Genomic DNA, 16,807 nt, shown 5'->3' with positions numbered 1-16,807 from the left:
GGGATTTAGATGGAATTCGAAAAAGAAGAAAAAAAACAACAAAATACTGAAAACAATGAAATTAAAGAAATTAAAGAAATTCAAGAAAATACCAGTGAAGAGAATAGCGTACAAAATATAGAAGATGAGAATAAGCAACTAAAAGAAAAAGTTGCCGAGCTTGAAGCTCAGCTCAAAGAGATTCAAAATGCTGCAAGATTTATAAAAGCATCTTTCGAAAATTACAAACTAGACGTTGAACGTCAATTAAAGGAAAATACACGTAGTACCGCTCTTAGAATTTTCAGAAATCTTATACCAATTGTGGATGATTTCAAGAGGGCGCTTAATTATTACAACCAAACTCAAGATTTGGAAGAATTTTACAAAGGAACTCAGAAAATTATCGAAAAGTTTTTCAAAACATTAGAAAACGAAGGACTAAAACCAATAGATACTTCTGGAAGATTTGATCCTTTCTTACATGAAGCTGTGGAAAGGGAAGAACGCGAAGATGTAGAAGAATATACAATAATCGAGACGATTGAAGAAGGTTACACATACAACGGGCAGGTTATAAAGCCAGCGAAAGTGAAAGTAGCAATTAAACCAAGAAAAAGTTAAAAATCGTAGAATACCAGAATTAGAATTTCAGAAAATTTGAGAGGTGATTTTTATGCCAGTCAAAAAAGACTACTATGAAATATTAGGTGTTTCAAAAAATGCTAGTGATGATGAAATAAAAGCTGCGTATAAAAAGCTTGTTAAAGAGTGGCATCCTGATAGACACACTGGCGATAAGAAAAAAATTGCAGAGCAAAAATTTAAGGATATTCAGGAAGCATACGAGGTACTTTCTGACCCTCAAAAGCGTGCGATGTACGACAAATTTGGTTACGTAGGGGAAGGTATACCTTACAATTATGAATACACCACATCTTCTGGTGGAGGCTTTGGCTTTGAAGACATATTTAAAGATTTCTTCAATGATGATATCTTCAACATATTCTTTGGCAATCAGCGCACACAATCATCGCAAAGAGTATCTGGTAAAAGGGTACCAAAACGTGGCGAAGATATAAATATAGAAGTAACATTAAATGAAGCAGACGTATTCACGGGAAAGGATGTAACTGTTGAATACGATAGATATGAAGAATGTGCGCACTGTCATGGTGAAGGAGTTGAACCTGGTAGTAAGTGGGTTACATGTTCAAAGTGTCACGGGACAGGTGTTGTTCGTGAAGAAAGGAGAACACCTTTTGGTGTATTTATAAACCAATACACCTGTGATGTTTGCGGTGGACGTGGTAGTGTTCCGGGAGAAGTATGCCATGAATGTAGAGGTGCTGGAAGGATTAGAAAGAGAGTGTCCACAGTTGTAAATATTCCAGCCGGTGTTGAAAACGGCTCTGTTATAAGAGTTCCAAGAAAAGGAAACGCAGGAATTAACGGTGGAGAATACGGAGATTTATATGTCCATGTTAATATTAGGAAAACAAGCGAATACAAACGTGAAGGCGATGATATAATAATAGATGTCCCTGTTGATTACGTAACTGCAATTCTTGGTGGAAGTGTAACTGTAAACCTGCCGAGTGGTGAGTTTGTCGAAGTTGAAATTCCTTCAGGAACACAACCAAATGAAAAAATAATTGTCAAAGGCAAAGGATTTCCAAATCTAAGAAGTGGTAAGCGTGGGAATTTAGTAGCTAATATTGTAGTAAAGATACCAAAAAGGGTATCTCATAAGGAAAAAGAATTGCTAAAAGAAATAGCAAAAGAAAGAGGGGTTAGAATTTGAAGTTTGAATCCAAAAAAGTTTCAGCGATAAAAAAAAGAAAGAAAAACACGCTCAAAAAAATCTTCTTTTCACTGTTTTTTGTTGTTTTAATTTTTGGCATTTTGTTTGCTATTTACAATTTAGCAAAGTTTGTACCACTCTTTGCAAACTCGACTCCTGAAAAAAGTAAAGATAAAAAGGTCGAATCAAAAGTTATATCTTACAATGATTCTTATGAAGTTAGATTCCATAAAGTGATAAAAGATGGCAAAAACATAATAGCCATTGGTACTGTTATGAAAGACCCTTCTTTAAAATATCAACTATTAGTTGTCTCTTTTGACGAAAATGGAAATGTAAAGTGGAAAACAGAGTTTGGAAAAGAAGGCGATGAATGGGGATACGATATACTTAAATCAAATAACGGTTACATTGCCCTTGGAGTCGTCTCTTCAAAATCATTAAATGTAAACGGCAGATACGATGCCTTGGTTCTTAATATAAGTAACTCGGGAGATGTAATTTCGTACAAAGTTTACGGTGGACCAGATTGGGACAGAGCTTACAAATTGCTTAAAGTTAAAGATGGATATGTCTTTGCTGGAGACAATTTTATGAAAGGTGGAGATATTTTAGAAAACTTTGGTGAGCACGATTACTGGATAGCTAAAATAGATAGTAAAGGAACCTTATTGTGGAGCAAAAGTTTCGGTGGAATTAGGTGGGATAGAGCTTATAGCGCAGATTATGATGCAGAAACTGATACCATAATAGTTGTTGGTTCTTCAAATTCATTTACAGACGGAACAAGATACGAAGGTTATGTACTGGCTTACGATTCAAATGGCACATTAAAATGGAAAACGTTCTTATCAAATTTAGGAACAATATGGCCAACAAGTGCCTCTATTGCTAACTCCAAAATTTACGTTGGTGGATACGCTTACGAAAATGGAAATGAAAAATCTTTTATTGCTATGTTGAACCCATCTGGAAAAGTTGAGTATATTAAAACATTTGCTAATAAAACAAGAATAAATGCTATAAAAGTTAAAAAAACAGAAAAACAAGACATAGTATACTTTGCTGGTTATAAAGATAATGGTACAAAGCAACCTTGGTATGGGCAATTTATCTTTTCATCTGAAATGACAGAACCTGTTTTGGTAGAGTACTCTATAGATTCTGAGTATGGAATGTTATTCGATATTCTTATTGAAGATGGTTACGTAATTACTTCAGGTTCAACAATGGAAAAAGGAAAAGTAATTGGATTAATCAAAGCGGTACCGGAAAAAGGATTATAAACTCGAATCACTAAGTATCTATAATTTTCTTTATATTTTCTTTATACATTCTTCCAACCGGTATTATATTCCCATTTATGAGCTCTATCGCTAAACCTCCAATATAGTTTTTCAAAATTTTTTTAACTGCGTTTATCGAAATAATATAAGACTTATGCACACGTATAAATTTGTCTTTCGACAATTTCACTTCAAACTCTTTCAAAGGAGTCTTTGTTTTAAGAATGCCTTGTTTTAAGTTAACTACCGTCAATCCTTCACTTGCTTGAAATAAAATTATATCATCGCAATTTACAAGTACTATCTCATTTTCAGTTTCGATAGGTATTTTTTTCTGTAAGTTCGATAAATCGTAAGACAATCTTTCAAGCATGCTTCTAATTTTTTCCTCTATGAAATCTTGATAGTTCTCATTTAATTTTTTCGATTCTATTGCCTTACTAACCTTATCGATTGCGTTTTTCAATCTCTCCCTACTAACTGGTTTTAAAATATAATCAATAGCATTCCTTTCAAATGCTTTAACTGCATATTCCGAATAGGCTGTTACGAAAACTACGTATGGTTTATGATTAATCTTGCTAAGCAGATAGAACCCATCCTTATCACCTAAGTTTATATCCAAGAAAAGCACGTCTGGCTTAAGTTCGTCAATCAATCTAATTCCTTCATCTACATTATCAGCCCATCCAAGAACTTCTATCCCTTCTTCTTTCAGCATTTTTTCGAGCACCATCGCAAGTAATTTTTCATCTTCGACAATTACACATTTCATATTACATCACTCCGTTTAGTCCTTTATAATCATTTTGACAGTTGTTCCTTCGTTTTGTTTTGAAACTATCTCCATAGTTGAGTTTTTCGAGAACAGTTTTAGTCTTTCTTCCACAAGATTTATTCCAGTGCCTTTAACTATTTTATCCGCTCCTATTCCTGTGTCTTTTACTGTTATAACAATTTGTCCATTAATGGTTGTGCATGAAATATAAATTTTACCACCTTTTTTCGACTTTGAGATTCCGTGTACGACAGCGTTTTCCACTACAGGTTGAAGAATTAACGCAGGAATTTTTTTATACAAGCATTCATCCGCAACAAATATTTCGAAATCGAGCTTTTCCCCCAACCTTGTTTTATTAATTGAAAGATAACTTTTTGTTAATTCGATTTCTTCATTAATAGTCCAAGTTTCCGGCGCGTCAACACTTTTTCTAAGCAAATTTCCAACTTCTAAGAGGTAATTTTTTATCTTGTCTTTATCTTCATCAATTTCAATCATAGATAATGCCGTTGCGATTGTATTAAAAAGAAAATGTGGATTTACCTTTGATTTAAGAGACTCAAGTTGAAATTTAAGTTTGAGTTCCTCAAGTCTTTTGTTTTCTGAAATTTGTCTTTCCAGTTCTCTTTTTAAAGTTAAATACGATATTCCAAATGAAACAAGTAAAAGAGTTAAAACTATTAGAAGTGTATTTAAAAAATCTAAAATAGCACTCTCTGGATAATTTTTCAGCCATATTTTAAATATATTAGAAAGCAAGTATGAAAAAGTTACTAATGAAATAACTACCATAATAGTAAAGTACAACCATCTTAATTTAATACCTTTTTCTTTCATATTTTCTGTAAGTATTCTAAGAACATAGTACGATAGCCCTATAGTGTTAACAATTACAAATATAGAAAGAATAGAAATAAAATATAAATTCGACGGAAGAAGGTACATTGAAAACACAAAGATAACAAGTACAAGCAATTGAAGAAATAATACTACCTTCAAATCTGACACCTCTTTCATTTCAACTTCAACTTGACTTTCAGTGATAAATATGATACTATATATAGTGTACTTTTTACAGAACATTCAATATATTGTTTATTTATTGGTTAATTAGTTGTGAAAGTATTGAAAGGGGGGACTATATGAATTTTACCACAGGAGTATTTACTTTCCAAACTACACAAAGCCAACAAGATCTGAATAATCCACTTGTTCACACTGTGAAGGTTCTATACGGTGACCATCCTTATCTACCTTCGGTTAGTATTTACTTTCAAGGTTGTGATGCTTTTCCAAAATGCGCAGGTTGCCATAACCCTGAAACTTGGGATTTCGACGAGTCTTTCCAAATAAATTTTGACCATCTATTAGCAACAGTTGTTCAAAAAATAGAATTGCTTTTAAACAAATACCCACAAGTTGCCCTTGCTTTTCTGGGTGGGGAACCACTATCGGTTAGAAATAGAAGAAGTGCTTACCTTATTGCGAAATTTGTTAAAGAAAAATTTGAAGATAGAGTTCTAACAATTGTGTATACTTGGAGGATGCCGGAAGATTTAACAAAAATAGATATTCCTTTGGATTACTTTGATGAATTTGTTATGGGAAGATATATAAAAGAACTTCACCAAAACGGATTCCCAGCTTCTTCAAATCAAATTTATTTCTCAAGGAGGGTGAACTCAAATGTCAGATATTCTAGAAATTCTAAATTACATGAACTTTTCAGATGATTTCGTTGAGGAATTGAAAAATGTGCCAAAAAAATTTTTAGAGCTTGAAGGTATATATTGGCAATTGGATATAGCCAGCTTTACAGAACATTTTTTCAATAATGGAATACTGAATTCTTCGATAGATTCCAACGCGAACGTTAGAAGCACAAACGTTTATACTTACTTCAACGAAATAGTAAAACCTTGGTCTAAACTTTACTCGTTGTATTACATATACAACCGTATGAAAAGTTTGTTTGGTGAAGATGATGCGAAAAAGTTTTTGAGGTACGAAATACTTGGTGATATATATTTACATGACGCGCACCACGCGGCATTCGAACCATATTGTTATGCTTATTCACTCCGCCCAATTGCTGAAAAAGGGCTGTTCTTTATCGATAGCATCAAATCAACACCTGCAAAACACCTATCTTCTTACATACAACATGTGATTCAATTCGTCATGTTCGCCTCCAATCAGCAATCGGGCGCCGTTGGTCTACCTGATTTCTTCGTATGGCTTGCTTACTATTACAATAAAGACTTAAAAGAAGGAATTATCCCCAAGGGATTAGAAAAGCAATACTTACATCAACACTTCCAAATTTTTACTTACTCTATCAACCAACCAATCAGAGGCACACAATCACCATATACAAACTTCACATATCTTGATAGAAATTACATAAAGACCATATTCGAAGGAGAGACATATCCAGATGGCTCACAAATTACAGATTATGTTGAAGATATTATCAACCTTCAAAAGGAATATTGGATGTGGATCGCCAGTGAAAGAGAAAAACAAATGTTCACATTCCCAGTTTTGACAGCATCACTTCTTTACAAAGACGGCAAATTCGTTGATGAAGATAGTGCAAGGTTTATTAATAAAGTCAATATGAAATGGCAAGATACAAACTGGTATATTTCAGATTCGATCGACGCAGTCGCATCGTGTTGTAGACTCACAAGTTCTACAAAAGAGTTGAAATCAAAACAATTTAGCTTGGGTAAAGAAAAATTGGCCGGTATGTCCAATTCTATAGGAGGTTCTGATTTAAACATCGGTTCATTTAAAGTTGTTACAATCAATCTCCCTAGGATAGCACTTGAAACAAAAGATAAGGTGTTATTCAAAGAAAAACTTAGAGAAAAAGTTGGATTGACGCATAAAGTACTTGCGAGTATAAGAAATATTATTCAAGAGCGTATCCAACAAGGAGTATTGCCTCTTTACAACCTTGGGTTAATGGATTTGAACAGGCAATATGGAACAGTTGGAATAAATGGACTATATGAGGCAATGGAAATTCTTGGTTTAACAACAATGGATATAGATGGTATAAAGTACACAAAAGAAGGAGAAGAATTTATCAGCGAGATACTTGACGAGATTCGCAAACTCAACGACGAAGCGTTTGAAATGTACGATTTTACATTCAATATCGAACAGATACCCGCAGAAAAAGCTGCTGTAACTTTGGCAGAGAAAGATAAAATTTTGTACAACACAAATTATGCTCTCTATTCAAATCAGTGGTTACCTTTAACCACAAACACAGACATGCTTAATAGAATAAAATACTCTGGGATGTTCGATAAAAAAGTCTCAGGTGGTGCGATACTGCATATAAATATAGATTCACCATTCAGAAGTGAGGAAGAATCGTGGAATATGGTTAATTTAGTTGCACAAATGGGTGTTGTATATTTTGCATTCAATCAAAAGATTAGTGTCTGTGAAGAAGGACACGCTTTCTATGGTGAAAAATGTCCAATGTGCGGAAAAGTAAAATCTGACGAGTACCTTAGAATTGTCGGTTACCTTGTACCTGTAAAATCATTCAACAAAGTAAGGCAGAAAGAAGAGTATCCAAAGAGGGTATTTTACTAAAAATATATGAAACAAAAAACAGGATGACACTTAACGTCATCCTGTTTTTTTATTTTAGCTTACTTTATCTCATCGTTAAAACAATTTCATTTGACCTTCTGGTACACTTTTTTTCGTAGCTTTTATTTTTTTCATTTGACCTTCCTTAAGCACACCAACTTTTTTCTCCAAATCACTCTTCTCAACTATGATATTTAATATTTCCTTAGCCCTCTCTATTATACTCTCTGGCAGCCCTGCAATCGCCGCAACCTCTATTCCATAGCTTCTATCCGCCACACCTTCCACAACTTTATGCAAGAATACAACTCCATCCGGTGTCTCCTTAACATCAACAGTTAAATTTTTTATACCACTGTACCCTTCGGAAAGCTCTGTTAATTCAGTGAAATGTGTGGCAAATATCGTTTTGCATTTTATTTCGTTGTAAATATACTCACTCATAGCCCACGCGATACTTATGCCATCGAACGTGCTTGTACCTCTCCCAACCTCATCAAGCAAAACCAAGCTTTTTTGGGTAGCTTTAGATAATATAAGTGCTACCTCGTTCATTTCGGTTAGAAACGTACTTTTCCCTGTTGAGATATCATCTCTTGCACCCATTCTGGTGAATATCCTATCGAAAACAGGTACTTTTGCGTATTGCGCCGGAACAAAACAACCAATTTGAGTCATCAAAGCAATTAAACCGACTTGGCGAATGTACGTACTCTTACCACTCATATTTGGACCTGTTAAAATGTACATCCTCAGTTCATCGGACATATAAATATCGTTTGGAACAAATTCATCAACGAAGTGCTCAACAACAGGATGTCTGCCATTCAAAACCTTGAATTCTGAGTCTGAAATTTCCGGTTTGGAATAAGAGTAAAGTCTTGAAACGTACGCAAAGTTCGAATACACATCAATCCAACTAAGCATTTCTGCCAATTTTCTTAGGTCTTGGGTGTATCCTTTCAATTCATCGCATATTTGTTTAAATATAGTCTTTTCTAATATCTCAACCTTTTCTTTAGCCGCTAAGATTTTCTGCTCAAACTCTTTTAACTCTGTGGTTGTATACCTTTCTGCGTTAACTAATGTCTGTATCCTTGTATATTCCTGTGGTGCGAATTTAACTTGACCTTTTGGAATTTCTATGTAATATCCAAAAACATTGTTGAAACTTACCTTTAACTTTTGAATACCTGTCTTCGCCCGCTCACGTTCCTCGAATTCTTTCAATTTTTCATTAGAGTGATACAGAAGTTCTCTGTATTCATCAAGTTCTTTTGAAACTCCTTCTTTAATTATCTTACCCTCACCTAGTTCACCTTCAAATTCCTCCAAAAGTGTATTTTCTATCTTTACTTTTATTTGTGATAAGTCAGGCAACATTTGAGCTAGTTGTATTAGCTTTTCGTTCGTTGATAAAGCCTCTTTAATGGGTTCTACAACTTCCAACGTTGTTTTTAAACTTATCAAATCTTTTGGTTTTGCACTATCGTACTCAAGTCTGTTGATTATCCTTTCTAAATCGTAAACACCATTCAAATATTCTCTAATTTCGTTTGTCAAAAGTGGATCTTCGTAAAAGGCTTCAACATACCATAAACGCTTTTCTATTTCATTTCTATCTTTGAGTGGGTGGAGTATTACCCACTTAAGAAGTCTTCCTCCCATTGGTGTATTTGTCTTATTGAGCACATCGTATAAATTTTTTCCTTTATCGCCTGGTATGAGAGAAAGATTTTCGACTGTTGTTGAATCAAGTGTCATATATTTTGATTCATCCAAAGTTTTTGGCACTTTTAGTTTTGCTTGTCTGTTGAGTGTGTAATTGATATACTTTATCGTCGCACACAAAGGTTTTGAAGCTTCACCAAGTTCGAAGTGCTCAATTGAAACTAACCCGTAGGTTTCTTTTATGGTCTGAATATCATTTTCATAGTACCAATCATCCAATTTATCGACAAAAATTCCAAGAATCCTTGCGATATTAACTACTTTATCGTAAAAACCCTCTGGGCAAATTATTTGAGATACTCTATGTGTTTGCAAAAAATCACTTATTTCATCAATGCTTTCCATTTGTTTTATTATAACCTCTCCGGTAGAACTGTCCGTGAGTATACAAGAAATCTTTCCATCTTTGGTTTCGTAAAGTGACATCATGTAATTATTTTCAGTAGTCAAAAGTTCATCTTCTATTATCGTGCCTGGTGTAATAACTCTCGTTACTTCCCTTTTTACTATACCTTTTGCTAGCGCAGGATCTTCCATCTGCTCACATATCGCGACTTTATAACCCGCATCAACAAGTTTTTTTAGGTAATTGTCAAGCGCATGATAGGGAATACCTGCCATCGGAGCATCCTGACGCTTGGTAAGGACGATATTCAAAATCTTAGAAACGGTAAGTGCATCATCAAAAAATGCTTCGTAAAAATCACCCAATCTGAAGAGTAATATGGAATCTTTATATTTATCTTTAATATCCAAATATTGCTTCATCATAGGCGTAATTTTCAAATTTTTAGTATCGAAAAGACTCTTTTCCATATACTTTCACCTCAAAATTACTTGTTTTCATTTTGCATATTCTCTAGATTTTGCTTTTCTCGGAGTCTTTTCTCAAAATTCAATTCAGCGATACTCTTTTGTAAATACATAGGTTCTACGTATTCAACAAAATTTCCCAATTTAATCTCCTCTGAAACTAGTTTAAATAAATTTCTTGACGAAGGGAAGTTAATATCGTCATCTTCGAACCTTTCATCGAAAAATTGAGCACCATCACCTATAAAAACTTTATCGTTGTATTTCTTTGCTTTCTCTCTTATAGAATCTATACTATCGATAAATGGTGCCTCAATTTCTATTAAATTTCCATCTTTCTGCCCTTTGTAAATAGCACCATATAGATATCCTTCCCTTGCTTTTCTAACTACAACGATATAACCATCGTAAAATTTCAAATTAGAGGCGATTAGCTTTAAAGAATTTACCTGAACAATCTTTTTCCCTATCCCAAGACCTGTAGCGAAGGAAATTCCAACACGAAGTCCAGTAAGACTCCCTGGTCCAATCCCAATACCAACAACATCTATATCACCAAAATTCACTTCTTTCATTTTTTCAACAATTTGATTTATCTGCAATCCATGTTTCTCGCGTGTCTCAAGGTCTATGAATATCTTCTTTTCATCATCTACGTAACATGCTGCAACCCTCGATGTTGATGTGTCTATAGCAAAAATCTTCAATTAGATGACCTCCTTGACTTAAAATCTTATATTTTCTTTTAATTATTATATCACAATTATTTTGGTTAGTTTTGTGAATTAGCATAGTATAATATTAGTTACAGACATTTCAGAGGTGGTTTTATGAGAGAAAAATTAAAAGCGATAATTAACGAAGTAATTAACGAAGTCTTACCAGATAAAGCCGTTAAAAACAAATTGAAAGAATTAAATGTTCAAAGTGAAGTCAGATTAGTTTCCATCGGAAAAGCTGCATGGCGCATGGCGAATGCCGCAAAAGAAGTTTTGGGAGATAGAATTAAAAAAGGCATAGTAATAACAAAATACAAACACTCCGAAGGTCCTATCGAAGGGATTGAAATATACGAAGCTGGACATCCCACACCCGATGAAAATACCATCAAAGCCACGAAAAGAGCATTAGAGATAACTTCAAACCTTTCGGAAAATGATACCGTTCTTTTCCTTGTTTCCGGTGGTGGATCTGCATTGTTTGAAATGCCAAAAGATGGGATTTCATTGAGTGAAATGCAAGATCTTACTAACCAGCTTCTTAAAAGTGGGGCTAATATAATTGAGATAAACACTATAAGAAAACATCTTTCAAAGGTTAAGGGTGGACGTTTTGCTCAACATGTTTATCCCGCAAAGGTTCTCTCACTTGTATTATCAGATGTACTGGGTGATAGGTTAGATACAATCGCATCTGGTCCAGCTTATCCAGACAGTTCAACATCACAACAAGCAATTGATATAATTGAAAAATATAAATTGAAAGTTTCAAACGATATTTTAAATGCTCTCAAAGAAGAAACACCAAAAGAATTACCAAACATTGAAACCTATATCATCGGTAGTGTGAAAGTCAGCTGTGATAAGGCTATGGAAAAAGCTCGTGAATTGGGATTTAATACAATAATTCTAACAACCCAACTTAACTGCGAAGCAAAAGAAGCTGGGAGATTTCTTGCAGCAATTGGTAAAGAGATATTGGAAAATAACAGGCCCATTCCAAAACCAGCGGCTGTTATTTTAGGTGGCGAAGCGGTAGTACATGTAAAGGGCAATGGTAAAGGTGGTCGAAATCAAGAACTTGCGTTGTCGTTTGCTATAGAGATCGAAGGTTTAGAAAAAATAGCTCTTTGTTCTTTCGGAACTGATGGAACCGATGGACCAACTGATGCCGCAGGAGGTATTGTAGATGGTCAAACTTGCGAAAAAATAAGAAAAGCCGGTTATTCGCCTGAAAAACTTTTGGAAAACAACGATTCATATAACGCGCTTAAAATAGCTAACGACTTACTGATAACAGGTCCTACAGGAACAAACGTAAATGATTTAATTGTAATGCTAGTTGAATAACCAAAAATGTGTATTGACTTTGAAAAATTATTTTTGTATAATATGCAAAAATACAACAAGGAGAATCAAGCTTAATGAGAGATATTCAAAATGTTAGTTTGAACGTATCTTTGAGTTTGTGTGGCAATTCAAACAATTCAAATAATCCCGCATTAGTTATGTTCTGGTGGTGGTGGACAACCGGTGGTTGTCCACCTTCTTGTTGCTGTTTTGATTAGTTGAGGAAATCGAAAAATCAAACAGCACAAGTTGAGAAAAAACTAAGGACAACCGCCGGATATGAAAAATTTCATATCCGGCGGTTTTTTATTTACCCTAAATATCCATTATATCAAAGAGGAGGAAGAGAGTATGAGAGAAAAAGTAGAACTAAAGTTTGAAGAGATGCCAAAGGTGTATTACAACGTTTTAGCGGATTTGCCATTTGAACTTGACCCACCACTTGACCCAGAAACAAATAAGCCTATTTCTCCAGAGAAACTTTTAGCAATATTCCCAGAGCCATTACTTGAGCAAGAAGTTAGCAAAGAAAGATTTATTCCAATACCTGAGCCCGTGCTTAAAGAGTATGCGGTATACCGTCCAACGCCACTTGTCAGAGCAACATTCTTGGAAGAATATCTCGGAACAAGAACAAAAATATACTATAAGTACGAAGGAGTAAGCCCTACTGGTAGCCACAAAGTCAATACAGCCCTTGCTCAAGCTTATTACAATAAAATCGCCGGAACTAAAACACTCGTAACGGAAACAGGCGCAGGACAGTGGGGAAGCGCACTCTCGTATGCAGGGCAAAAATTCGGACTGAATGTGCGTGTTTTCATGGTTAAGGTTAGTTACCAACAAAAACCATTTCGAAAGATACTTATGAATTTATTTGGTGGAGATGTTCAACCAAGTCCAAGTAACTTAACCCAAATAGGGAGGCGATTTAGCGAAGATCATCCAGGAACATTGGGTATAGCCATATCTGAAGCAATTCATACAGTTTTAAACGAAAAAGATGCAAAATACTCTCTTGGAAGTGTTTTAAACCATGTGCTTTTGCACCAAACTATCATCGGACTTGAGATGAAAAAACAGCTTGAGATAATAGGAGTAAAACCTGATATAATTGTTGCCTGTCACGGTGGTGGCTCAAACTTCGGTGGTAGTGCCCTTCCTTTCATACCAGATGTGCTATCAGGAAAAAACATAAAGATTGTGGCTGTGGAACCGGAAAGTTGTCCATCGCTTACAAAAGGTGAGTACAGATACGATTTCGGTGACACTGCAGGATTAACACCTTTAATGAAAATGTACACATTAGGCAAAGACTTCGTACCACCAGCAATCCATGCCGGTGGGTTAAGATACCACGGCGCTTCACCCATAGTTTCAAAACTTTACCATGAAAGACTTATCGACGCGGCTAGCGTAACCCAAGAAGAAGTCTTCGAAGCTGGAAAATTATTTGCAAAACTCGAGGGAATAGTTCCTGCCCCTGAATCTGCCCACGCAATTGCGTATGTTATAAAAGAAGCTAAAAAAGGTGATAAAGAGAGTATCGTATTCACATTATCAGGACATGGATACTTTGATTTAAACGCTTATATAAATCAATGACTTAAAAACATTAAAAATCTTAAAAATAAGCCAAGTGAGAGTCACTTGGCTTATTTTTTGTCGATAGCTTTATGTAACTTATACAAAGTAGGCAATTCAAGGTGGGTTTGTATAATTTTACTTTCATCTTTTAAAACTTCCTTTGTTGGTCCGTCAGAAATCACCTTTCCTTTGCAAAAAACTATGGTCCTTTCAAAATTCTCCAAAACAAAATCCATATCGTGAGTTATAGTTAAAATAATCTTACCGCTCTGAACAAGATTTTTAACTATCTCAGCTATACGACTTATCGAATATCTATCTTGGGCTATCGTTGGCTCGTCTAAGATTATTATCTCCGGCTCCATAGCCAATACGGAAGCAAGACAAAGCAATTTTCTCTCAGATAAAGTCAAATCGTAAGGATGTATTTCTTTTTTATCTTCCAGACCAACTAATTCTAAAGCTTTCAGTGATTTTTCATAAGATAAATGTTTATCTTTGAATATATTAAGTGGACCGAACATAACTTCATCTATAACTTTGCTCTTAAATATCTGATCTGAAGGATTTTGAAATACTAACCCTATAACTTTCGCAAGTTGAGCCACCGTTGCTTCTTTTGTATTTTGACCTTTGATAAAAACATCTCCTTTAACAGGTTTCAAAAGCCCTTTTAAAAGTTTTACAAACGTTGTCTTTCCTGCGCCATTTTCCCCAACTATTGCTGTTGGTCTAACATCAAAAGAAAGCGTAATATCTTCAAGTACATATTTTTCCGGTTTGTATGCATACCACAGATTTTTAACTTCTATAATTCCCATTCTATTTGTGCTCCTCTCAGTACTTCAACAGCTTCTAGGAATCTTACAGGATGCAAACCTTCCTTGTTTTTTAAACCGTACTTTTTACATATCATCGTTTGATAAGGTTCTCCAATTTTGTATTCTTCGATTTCTGGCAGAGAAAAAATCTTTTCTGGTTTATCGTAAGCAACTATTTTTCCATCGTGCAAGAATATTATCTTATCAACATACTCAACAAGCTTCTCGTATTTGTGGTCGACTATAACTATCGTCATTCCATCTTCCCTGAGTTTTGATATCGTCTCGTAGACCTCATTTGTACCTTGTGGATCGAGTTGAGACGTTGGTTCGTCAAGTATTAAAATTTCAGGTTTAAGAGCTAGCATGCTCGCTATCGCAAGTCTTTGAAGTTGACCACCGGAAAGTTCAAAAGGATTTTCATCTTTCTTATCCCAAAGATTAAATTTTTTCAATACTTCCTCTATTCTTTTAACCATTTCTTCTTTTTCAATCCCTATATTTTCGAGCCCAAAAGCAACTTCTTCGTAAACGCTCATCTTCGCACCACTAATTTGAGAGAAAGGGTTCTGGAATATTATTCCCACTTTTTTAACTCGTTCTTCAGGAGGTATATGCCTTATATCAATTCCATCTATGTAAACAGTTCCACTGTATTTTCCTTTAAAAAAACTTGGCACGAGTCCACTTAGTGCATAGCACAATGTGGACTTCCCTGAACCATTTCTGCCAATTATTCCAACACACTCACCTTGGTTTATAGTGAATGTTATATCTTCCAATACGTTCCTTTCCGTAAAAGGATACCTGTAAGTTAAATGCTCAACTTTAATTTTCTCTAATGTATTACCCATAAAACAATCCTCCAAACAATCGCAAAGACAAGCAAAATCCTAAGAATGTTTAGAATAAATTTATCTATATTTGTCTCTCTGATTTCATTTAGCATTGTTCTTTTTCCTTGTATACCAAATCCCCTAACTTCAATCGCCATAGCCCTTTCACGTGCTTCGACAAGTGAAGAAAGAACAAGAGGACCTAACAAAGCAACGAACGCTCTCATTTTTCTGAAAAAACTTCCTTCCGTTTCAAGTCCCCTGGAACGCTGTGCATCTATAATTGTTGAAGTTGTAGAAAGCATTTGTGGAATTATCTGCAGCACTGATGATAGAACGTAGCCAAATTTTGGTGATAACCCTCTTTGGACAAGGTTATCGACAAGGTCTGATGGTTTTGTCGTAAGTATTAGTATACCAAAAGAAATTATCATGTTATACAATCTCAAAATTAAAACGAAAGCATGAACAAGACCTTCTTTGTAAAATTTTATATTACCAATCTCAAAAATCACAGTTTGATTTGAAGGATTAAATAAAACTTGTATGACAAGTATGGAAATTGAAAGCACCAATACTACGGCTAAAAGCGTTAACATATGTTTCATTATACGAGCATTTAAAGACAATATAAACGATAATACTACAAACAAACTTCCCACCAATAGTGATGGGAATAATAATGTAATAATAACAGAAGTAACAGCGTAAGCCAATTTTGTTACTGGCGCAAGTTTATGAACTAAAGAATCACCTTCGACGTATAAACTTAAAACCTTCACTTGACTATTATTCCTCTCCTCTGAAAGTATAAATTAAAGTTTTTGGCAATGCTTTAAATATACCAAAAGCCACAAAAACGGAAAGTACTTTGTCAACAAGATCCACTACCAACTCATCAAAAAACGAAGCAATCCAAACACCGACATTTCTTGACCTTAAGAATCCAAAGAGTGCATCTCCCCAAACATTACCCGTTTGACCTTCCCAAAAGATAACGTTAAGAGGCACAGAAATAGCGGTTGCAACAATGGCAATGATAAGACCACTCAGTAAAGCTCTAAAAGCATTTTTAAACATCTTGGCTTTGTAAAGTAACCCAGCAGCAAAACCTATACCTATGCTTGTGAGCGCGTATACAAAAGAAATTGGTCCAGCAGTCAAGCCATATATGATATTGTTAATCGCGCCACTAAAACCACCTACGACAGGACCTGCAAGCATGGCTGCAAGTATTGTACCAATTGAATCAAGCCAAAGAGGTAACTTTAAAGCTTCGGCAAAGAACTTACCAGCATAATTGATACCAACCGCTACAGGAATTAGTACAATGATAGCCGTTGTTAACTTTGAAGATTTAGCCATAGTCTCTCCCCTCCTCGTATAATAAGTTCGGTAAAAATTAAAATTGGTCTTTGAAAATTGAATGCATATTTTTTAACACCTCTGGTAAAATAGTTTCAGGTTGCCCCTCCTTGAATCGGA

The 16,807-nt window shown here is 34.9% G+C and carries 15 protein-coding genes; 7 read left to right on the top strand and 8 right to left on the bottom strand.

All coding sequences use genetic code 11. The features are described 5' to 3' along the window. Window positions 1-9 precede the first annotated feature (9 nt). Genes AS161_RS00910 through AS161_RS00900 form a run of 3 tightly spaced genes read left to right on the top strand, consistent with a single transcriptional unit; the run spans window position 10 to window position 3,069 of the window. A complete protein-coding gene (locus AS161_RS00910; protein ID WP_164541451.1) occupies window positions 10-603 on the top strand; it encodes a nucleotide exchange factor GrpE in 594 nt (197 codons plus the stop codon). 52 nt (window positions 604-655) lie between these two features. After that, window positions 656-1,783, top strand: coding sequence for a molecular chaperone DnaJ (gene dnaJ / locus AS161_RS00905; RefSeq protein WP_011994401.1), 1,128 nt, complete (start codon window positions 656-658; stop codon window positions 1,781-1,783). Then, a complete protein-coding gene (locus AS161_RS00900; RefSeq protein ID WP_164541450.1) occupies window positions 1,780-3,069 on the top strand; it encodes a hypothetical protein in 1,290 nt (429 codons plus the stop codon). The genes dnaJ and AS161_RS00900 overlap by 4 nt, the downstream gene beginning before the upstream one ends. A gap of 10 nt (window positions 3,070-3,079) precedes the next feature. Here AS161_RS00900 and AS161_RS00895 read toward each other — a convergent pair whose 3' ends face one another. Then, the gene (locus tag AS161_RS00895; protein WP_164541449.1) at window positions 3,080-3,844 is read right to left on the bottom strand and encodes a LytTR family DNA-binding domain-containing protein; all 765 of its coding nucleotides are present in this window, start codon (window positions 3,842-3,844) and stop codon (window positions 3,080-3,082) included. Between the two features lie 15 nt (window positions 3,845-3,859). After that, on the bottom strand, window positions 3,860-4,849 hold the full coding sequence (locus AS161_RS00890; RefSeq protein ID WP_164541448.1) for a histidine kinase: 990 nt from the start codon (window positions 4,847-4,849) through the stop codon (window positions 3,860-3,862). Window positions 4,850-4,992: 143 nt separating this feature from the next. Between AS161_RS00890 and AS161_RS00885 the strand changes: the two genes are divergently transcribed. Together AS161_RS00885 and AS161_RS00880 are read left to right on the top strand one after the other, a co-directional pair. Next, entirely contained in the window at window positions 4,993-5,583 is a 591-nt protein-coding gene (locus AS161_RS00885) for a 4Fe-4S cluster-binding domain-containing protein (RefSeq protein WP_011994405.1), read from the top strand. Further along, complete coding sequence (locus tag AS161_RS00880) at window positions 5,567-7,465, top strand: anaerobic ribonucleoside-triphosphate reductase (RefSeq protein WP_164541493.1); 1,899 nt, start codon at window positions 5,567-5,569, stop codon at window positions 7,463-7,465. Before AS161_RS00885 ends, AS161_RS00880 begins: the two co-directional genes overlap by 17 nt. A gap of 75 nt (window positions 7,466-7,540) precedes the next feature. Here the strand turns inward: AS161_RS00880 and mutS are convergent, their stop codons facing one another. Next, window positions 7,541-10,012 (bottom strand): DNA mismatch repair protein MutS, encoded by a 2,472-nt coding sequence (mutS, locus tag AS161_RS00875; protein WP_164541447.1) that lies wholly within the window; start codon window positions 10,010-10,012, stop codon window positions 7,541-7,543. Between the two features lie 17 nt (window positions 10,013-10,029). Further along, a complete protein-coding gene (gene tsaB, locus AS161_RS00870; RefSeq protein ID WP_164541446.1) occupies window positions 10,030-10,716 on the bottom strand; it encodes a tRNA (adenosine(37)-N6)-threonylcarbamoyltransferase complex dimerization subunit type 1 TsaB in 687 nt (228 codons plus the stop codon). Window positions 10,717-10,839: 123 nt separating this feature from the next. Between tsaB and AS161_RS00865 the strand changes: the two genes are divergently transcribed. Further along, window positions 10,840-12,078: a glycerate kinase gene (locus AS161_RS00865; protein ID WP_164541445.1), complete on the top strand. Its 1,239-nt coding sequence runs from the start codon at window positions 10,840-10,842 to the stop codon at window positions 12,076-12,078. A gap of 351 nt (window positions 12,079-12,429) precedes the next feature. Further along, window positions 12,430-13,683 carry a TrpB-like pyridoxal phosphate-dependent enzyme gene (locus AS161_RS00860; RefSeq protein ID WP_164541444.1) on the top strand — a complete coding sequence of 418 codons (1,254 nt, stop codon included), beginning with the start codon at window positions 12,430-12,432 and terminating at the stop codon, window positions 13,681-13,683. Window positions 13,684-13,733: 50 nt separating this feature from the next. On the opposite strand, the gene AS161_RS00855 is transcribed toward AS161_RS00860, so the two are convergent. Genes AS161_RS00855 through AS161_RS00840 form a run of 4 tightly spaced genes read right to left on the bottom strand, consistent with a single transcriptional unit; the run spans window position 13,734 to window position 16,687 of the window. Next, window positions 13,734-14,486 carry an ABC transporter ATP-binding protein gene (locus AS161_RS00855; RefSeq protein ID WP_164541443.1) on the bottom strand — a complete coding sequence of 251 codons (753 nt, stop codon included), beginning with the start codon at window positions 14,484-14,486 and terminating at the stop codon, window positions 13,734-13,736. Then, window positions 14,474-15,340: an ABC transporter ATP-binding protein gene (locus AS161_RS00850; protein ID WP_164541442.1), complete on the bottom strand. Its 867-nt coding sequence runs from the start codon at window positions 15,338-15,340 to the stop codon at window positions 14,474-14,476. Before AS161_RS00850 ends, AS161_RS00855 begins: the two co-directional genes overlap by 13 nt. Beyond that, on the bottom strand, window positions 15,325-16,104 hold the full coding sequence (locus AS161_RS00845; protein ID WP_164541441.1) for an energy-coupling factor transporter transmembrane component T: 780 nt from the start codon (window positions 16,102-16,104) through the stop codon (window positions 15,325-15,327). The genes AS161_RS00850 and AS161_RS00845 overlap by 16 nt, the downstream gene beginning before the upstream one ends. Window positions 16,105-16,111: 7 nt before the next feature. After that, window positions 16,112-16,687, bottom strand: coding sequence for an ECF transporter S component (locus AS161_RS00840; protein WP_164541440.1), 576 nt, complete (start codon window positions 16,685-16,687; stop codon window positions 16,112-16,114). Window positions 16,688-16,807: the final 120 nt, after the last annotated feature.

Origin of the sequence: Fervidobacterium sp. 2310opik-2, from assembly GCF_011057735.1 — a bacterium.
Taxonomy (GTDB): Bacteria; Thermotogota; Thermotogae; order Thermotogales; family Fervidobacteriaceae; genus Fervidobacterium; species Fervidobacterium nodosum.
The sequence above is the reverse complement of the archived record's forward strand: the minus strand, read 5'-3'. Positions and strand labels throughout refer to the sequence as shown.

Excerpts from the sequence above, each read along its gene's own strand:
- AS161_RS00885 (WP_011994405.1), top strand. The coding sequence starts at position 4,993 with ATGAATTTTACCACAGGAGTATTTACTTTCCAAACTACACAAAGCCAA.
- AS161_RS00840 (WP_164541440.1), bottom strand. The coding sequence starts at position 16,687 with ATGGCTAAATCTTCAAAGTTAACAACGGCTATCATTGTACTAATTCCT.
- mutS (WP_164541447.1), bottom strand. The coding sequence starts at position 10,012 with ATGGAAAAGAGTCTTTTCGATACTAAAAATTTGAAAATTACGCCTATG.
- AS161_RS00895 (WP_164541449.1), bottom strand. The coding sequence starts at position 3,844 with ATGAAATGTGTAATTGTCGAAGATGAAAAATTACTTGCGATGGTGCTC.
- AS161_RS00855 (WP_164541443.1), bottom strand. The coding sequence starts at position 14,486 with ATGGGAATTATAGAAGTTAAAAATCTGTGGTATGCATACAAACCGGAA.
- AS161_RS00860 (WP_164541444.1), top strand. The coding sequence starts at position 12,430 with ATGAGAGAAAAAGTAGAACTAAAGTTTGAAGAGATGCCAAAGGTGTAT.
- AS161_RS00865 (WP_164541445.1), top strand. The coding sequence starts at position 10,840 with ATGAGAGAAAAATTAAAAGCGATAATTAACGAAGTAATTAACGAAGTC.
- dnaJ (WP_011994401.1), top strand. The coding sequence starts at position 656 with ATGCCAGTCAAAAAAGACTACTATGAAATATTAGGTGTTTCAAAAAAT.
- AS161_RS00880 (WP_164541493.1), top strand. The coding sequence starts at position 5,567 with ATGAACTTTTCAGATGATTTCGTTGAGGAATTGAAAAATGTGCCAAAA.
- AS161_RS00910 (WP_164541451.1), top strand. The coding sequence starts at position 10 with ATGGAATTCGAAAAAGAAGAAAAAAAACAACAAAATACTGAAAACAAT.
- AS161_RS00850 (WP_164541442.1), bottom strand. The coding sequence starts at position 15,340 with ATGGGTAATACATTAGAGAAAATTAAAGTTGAGCATTTAACTTACAGG.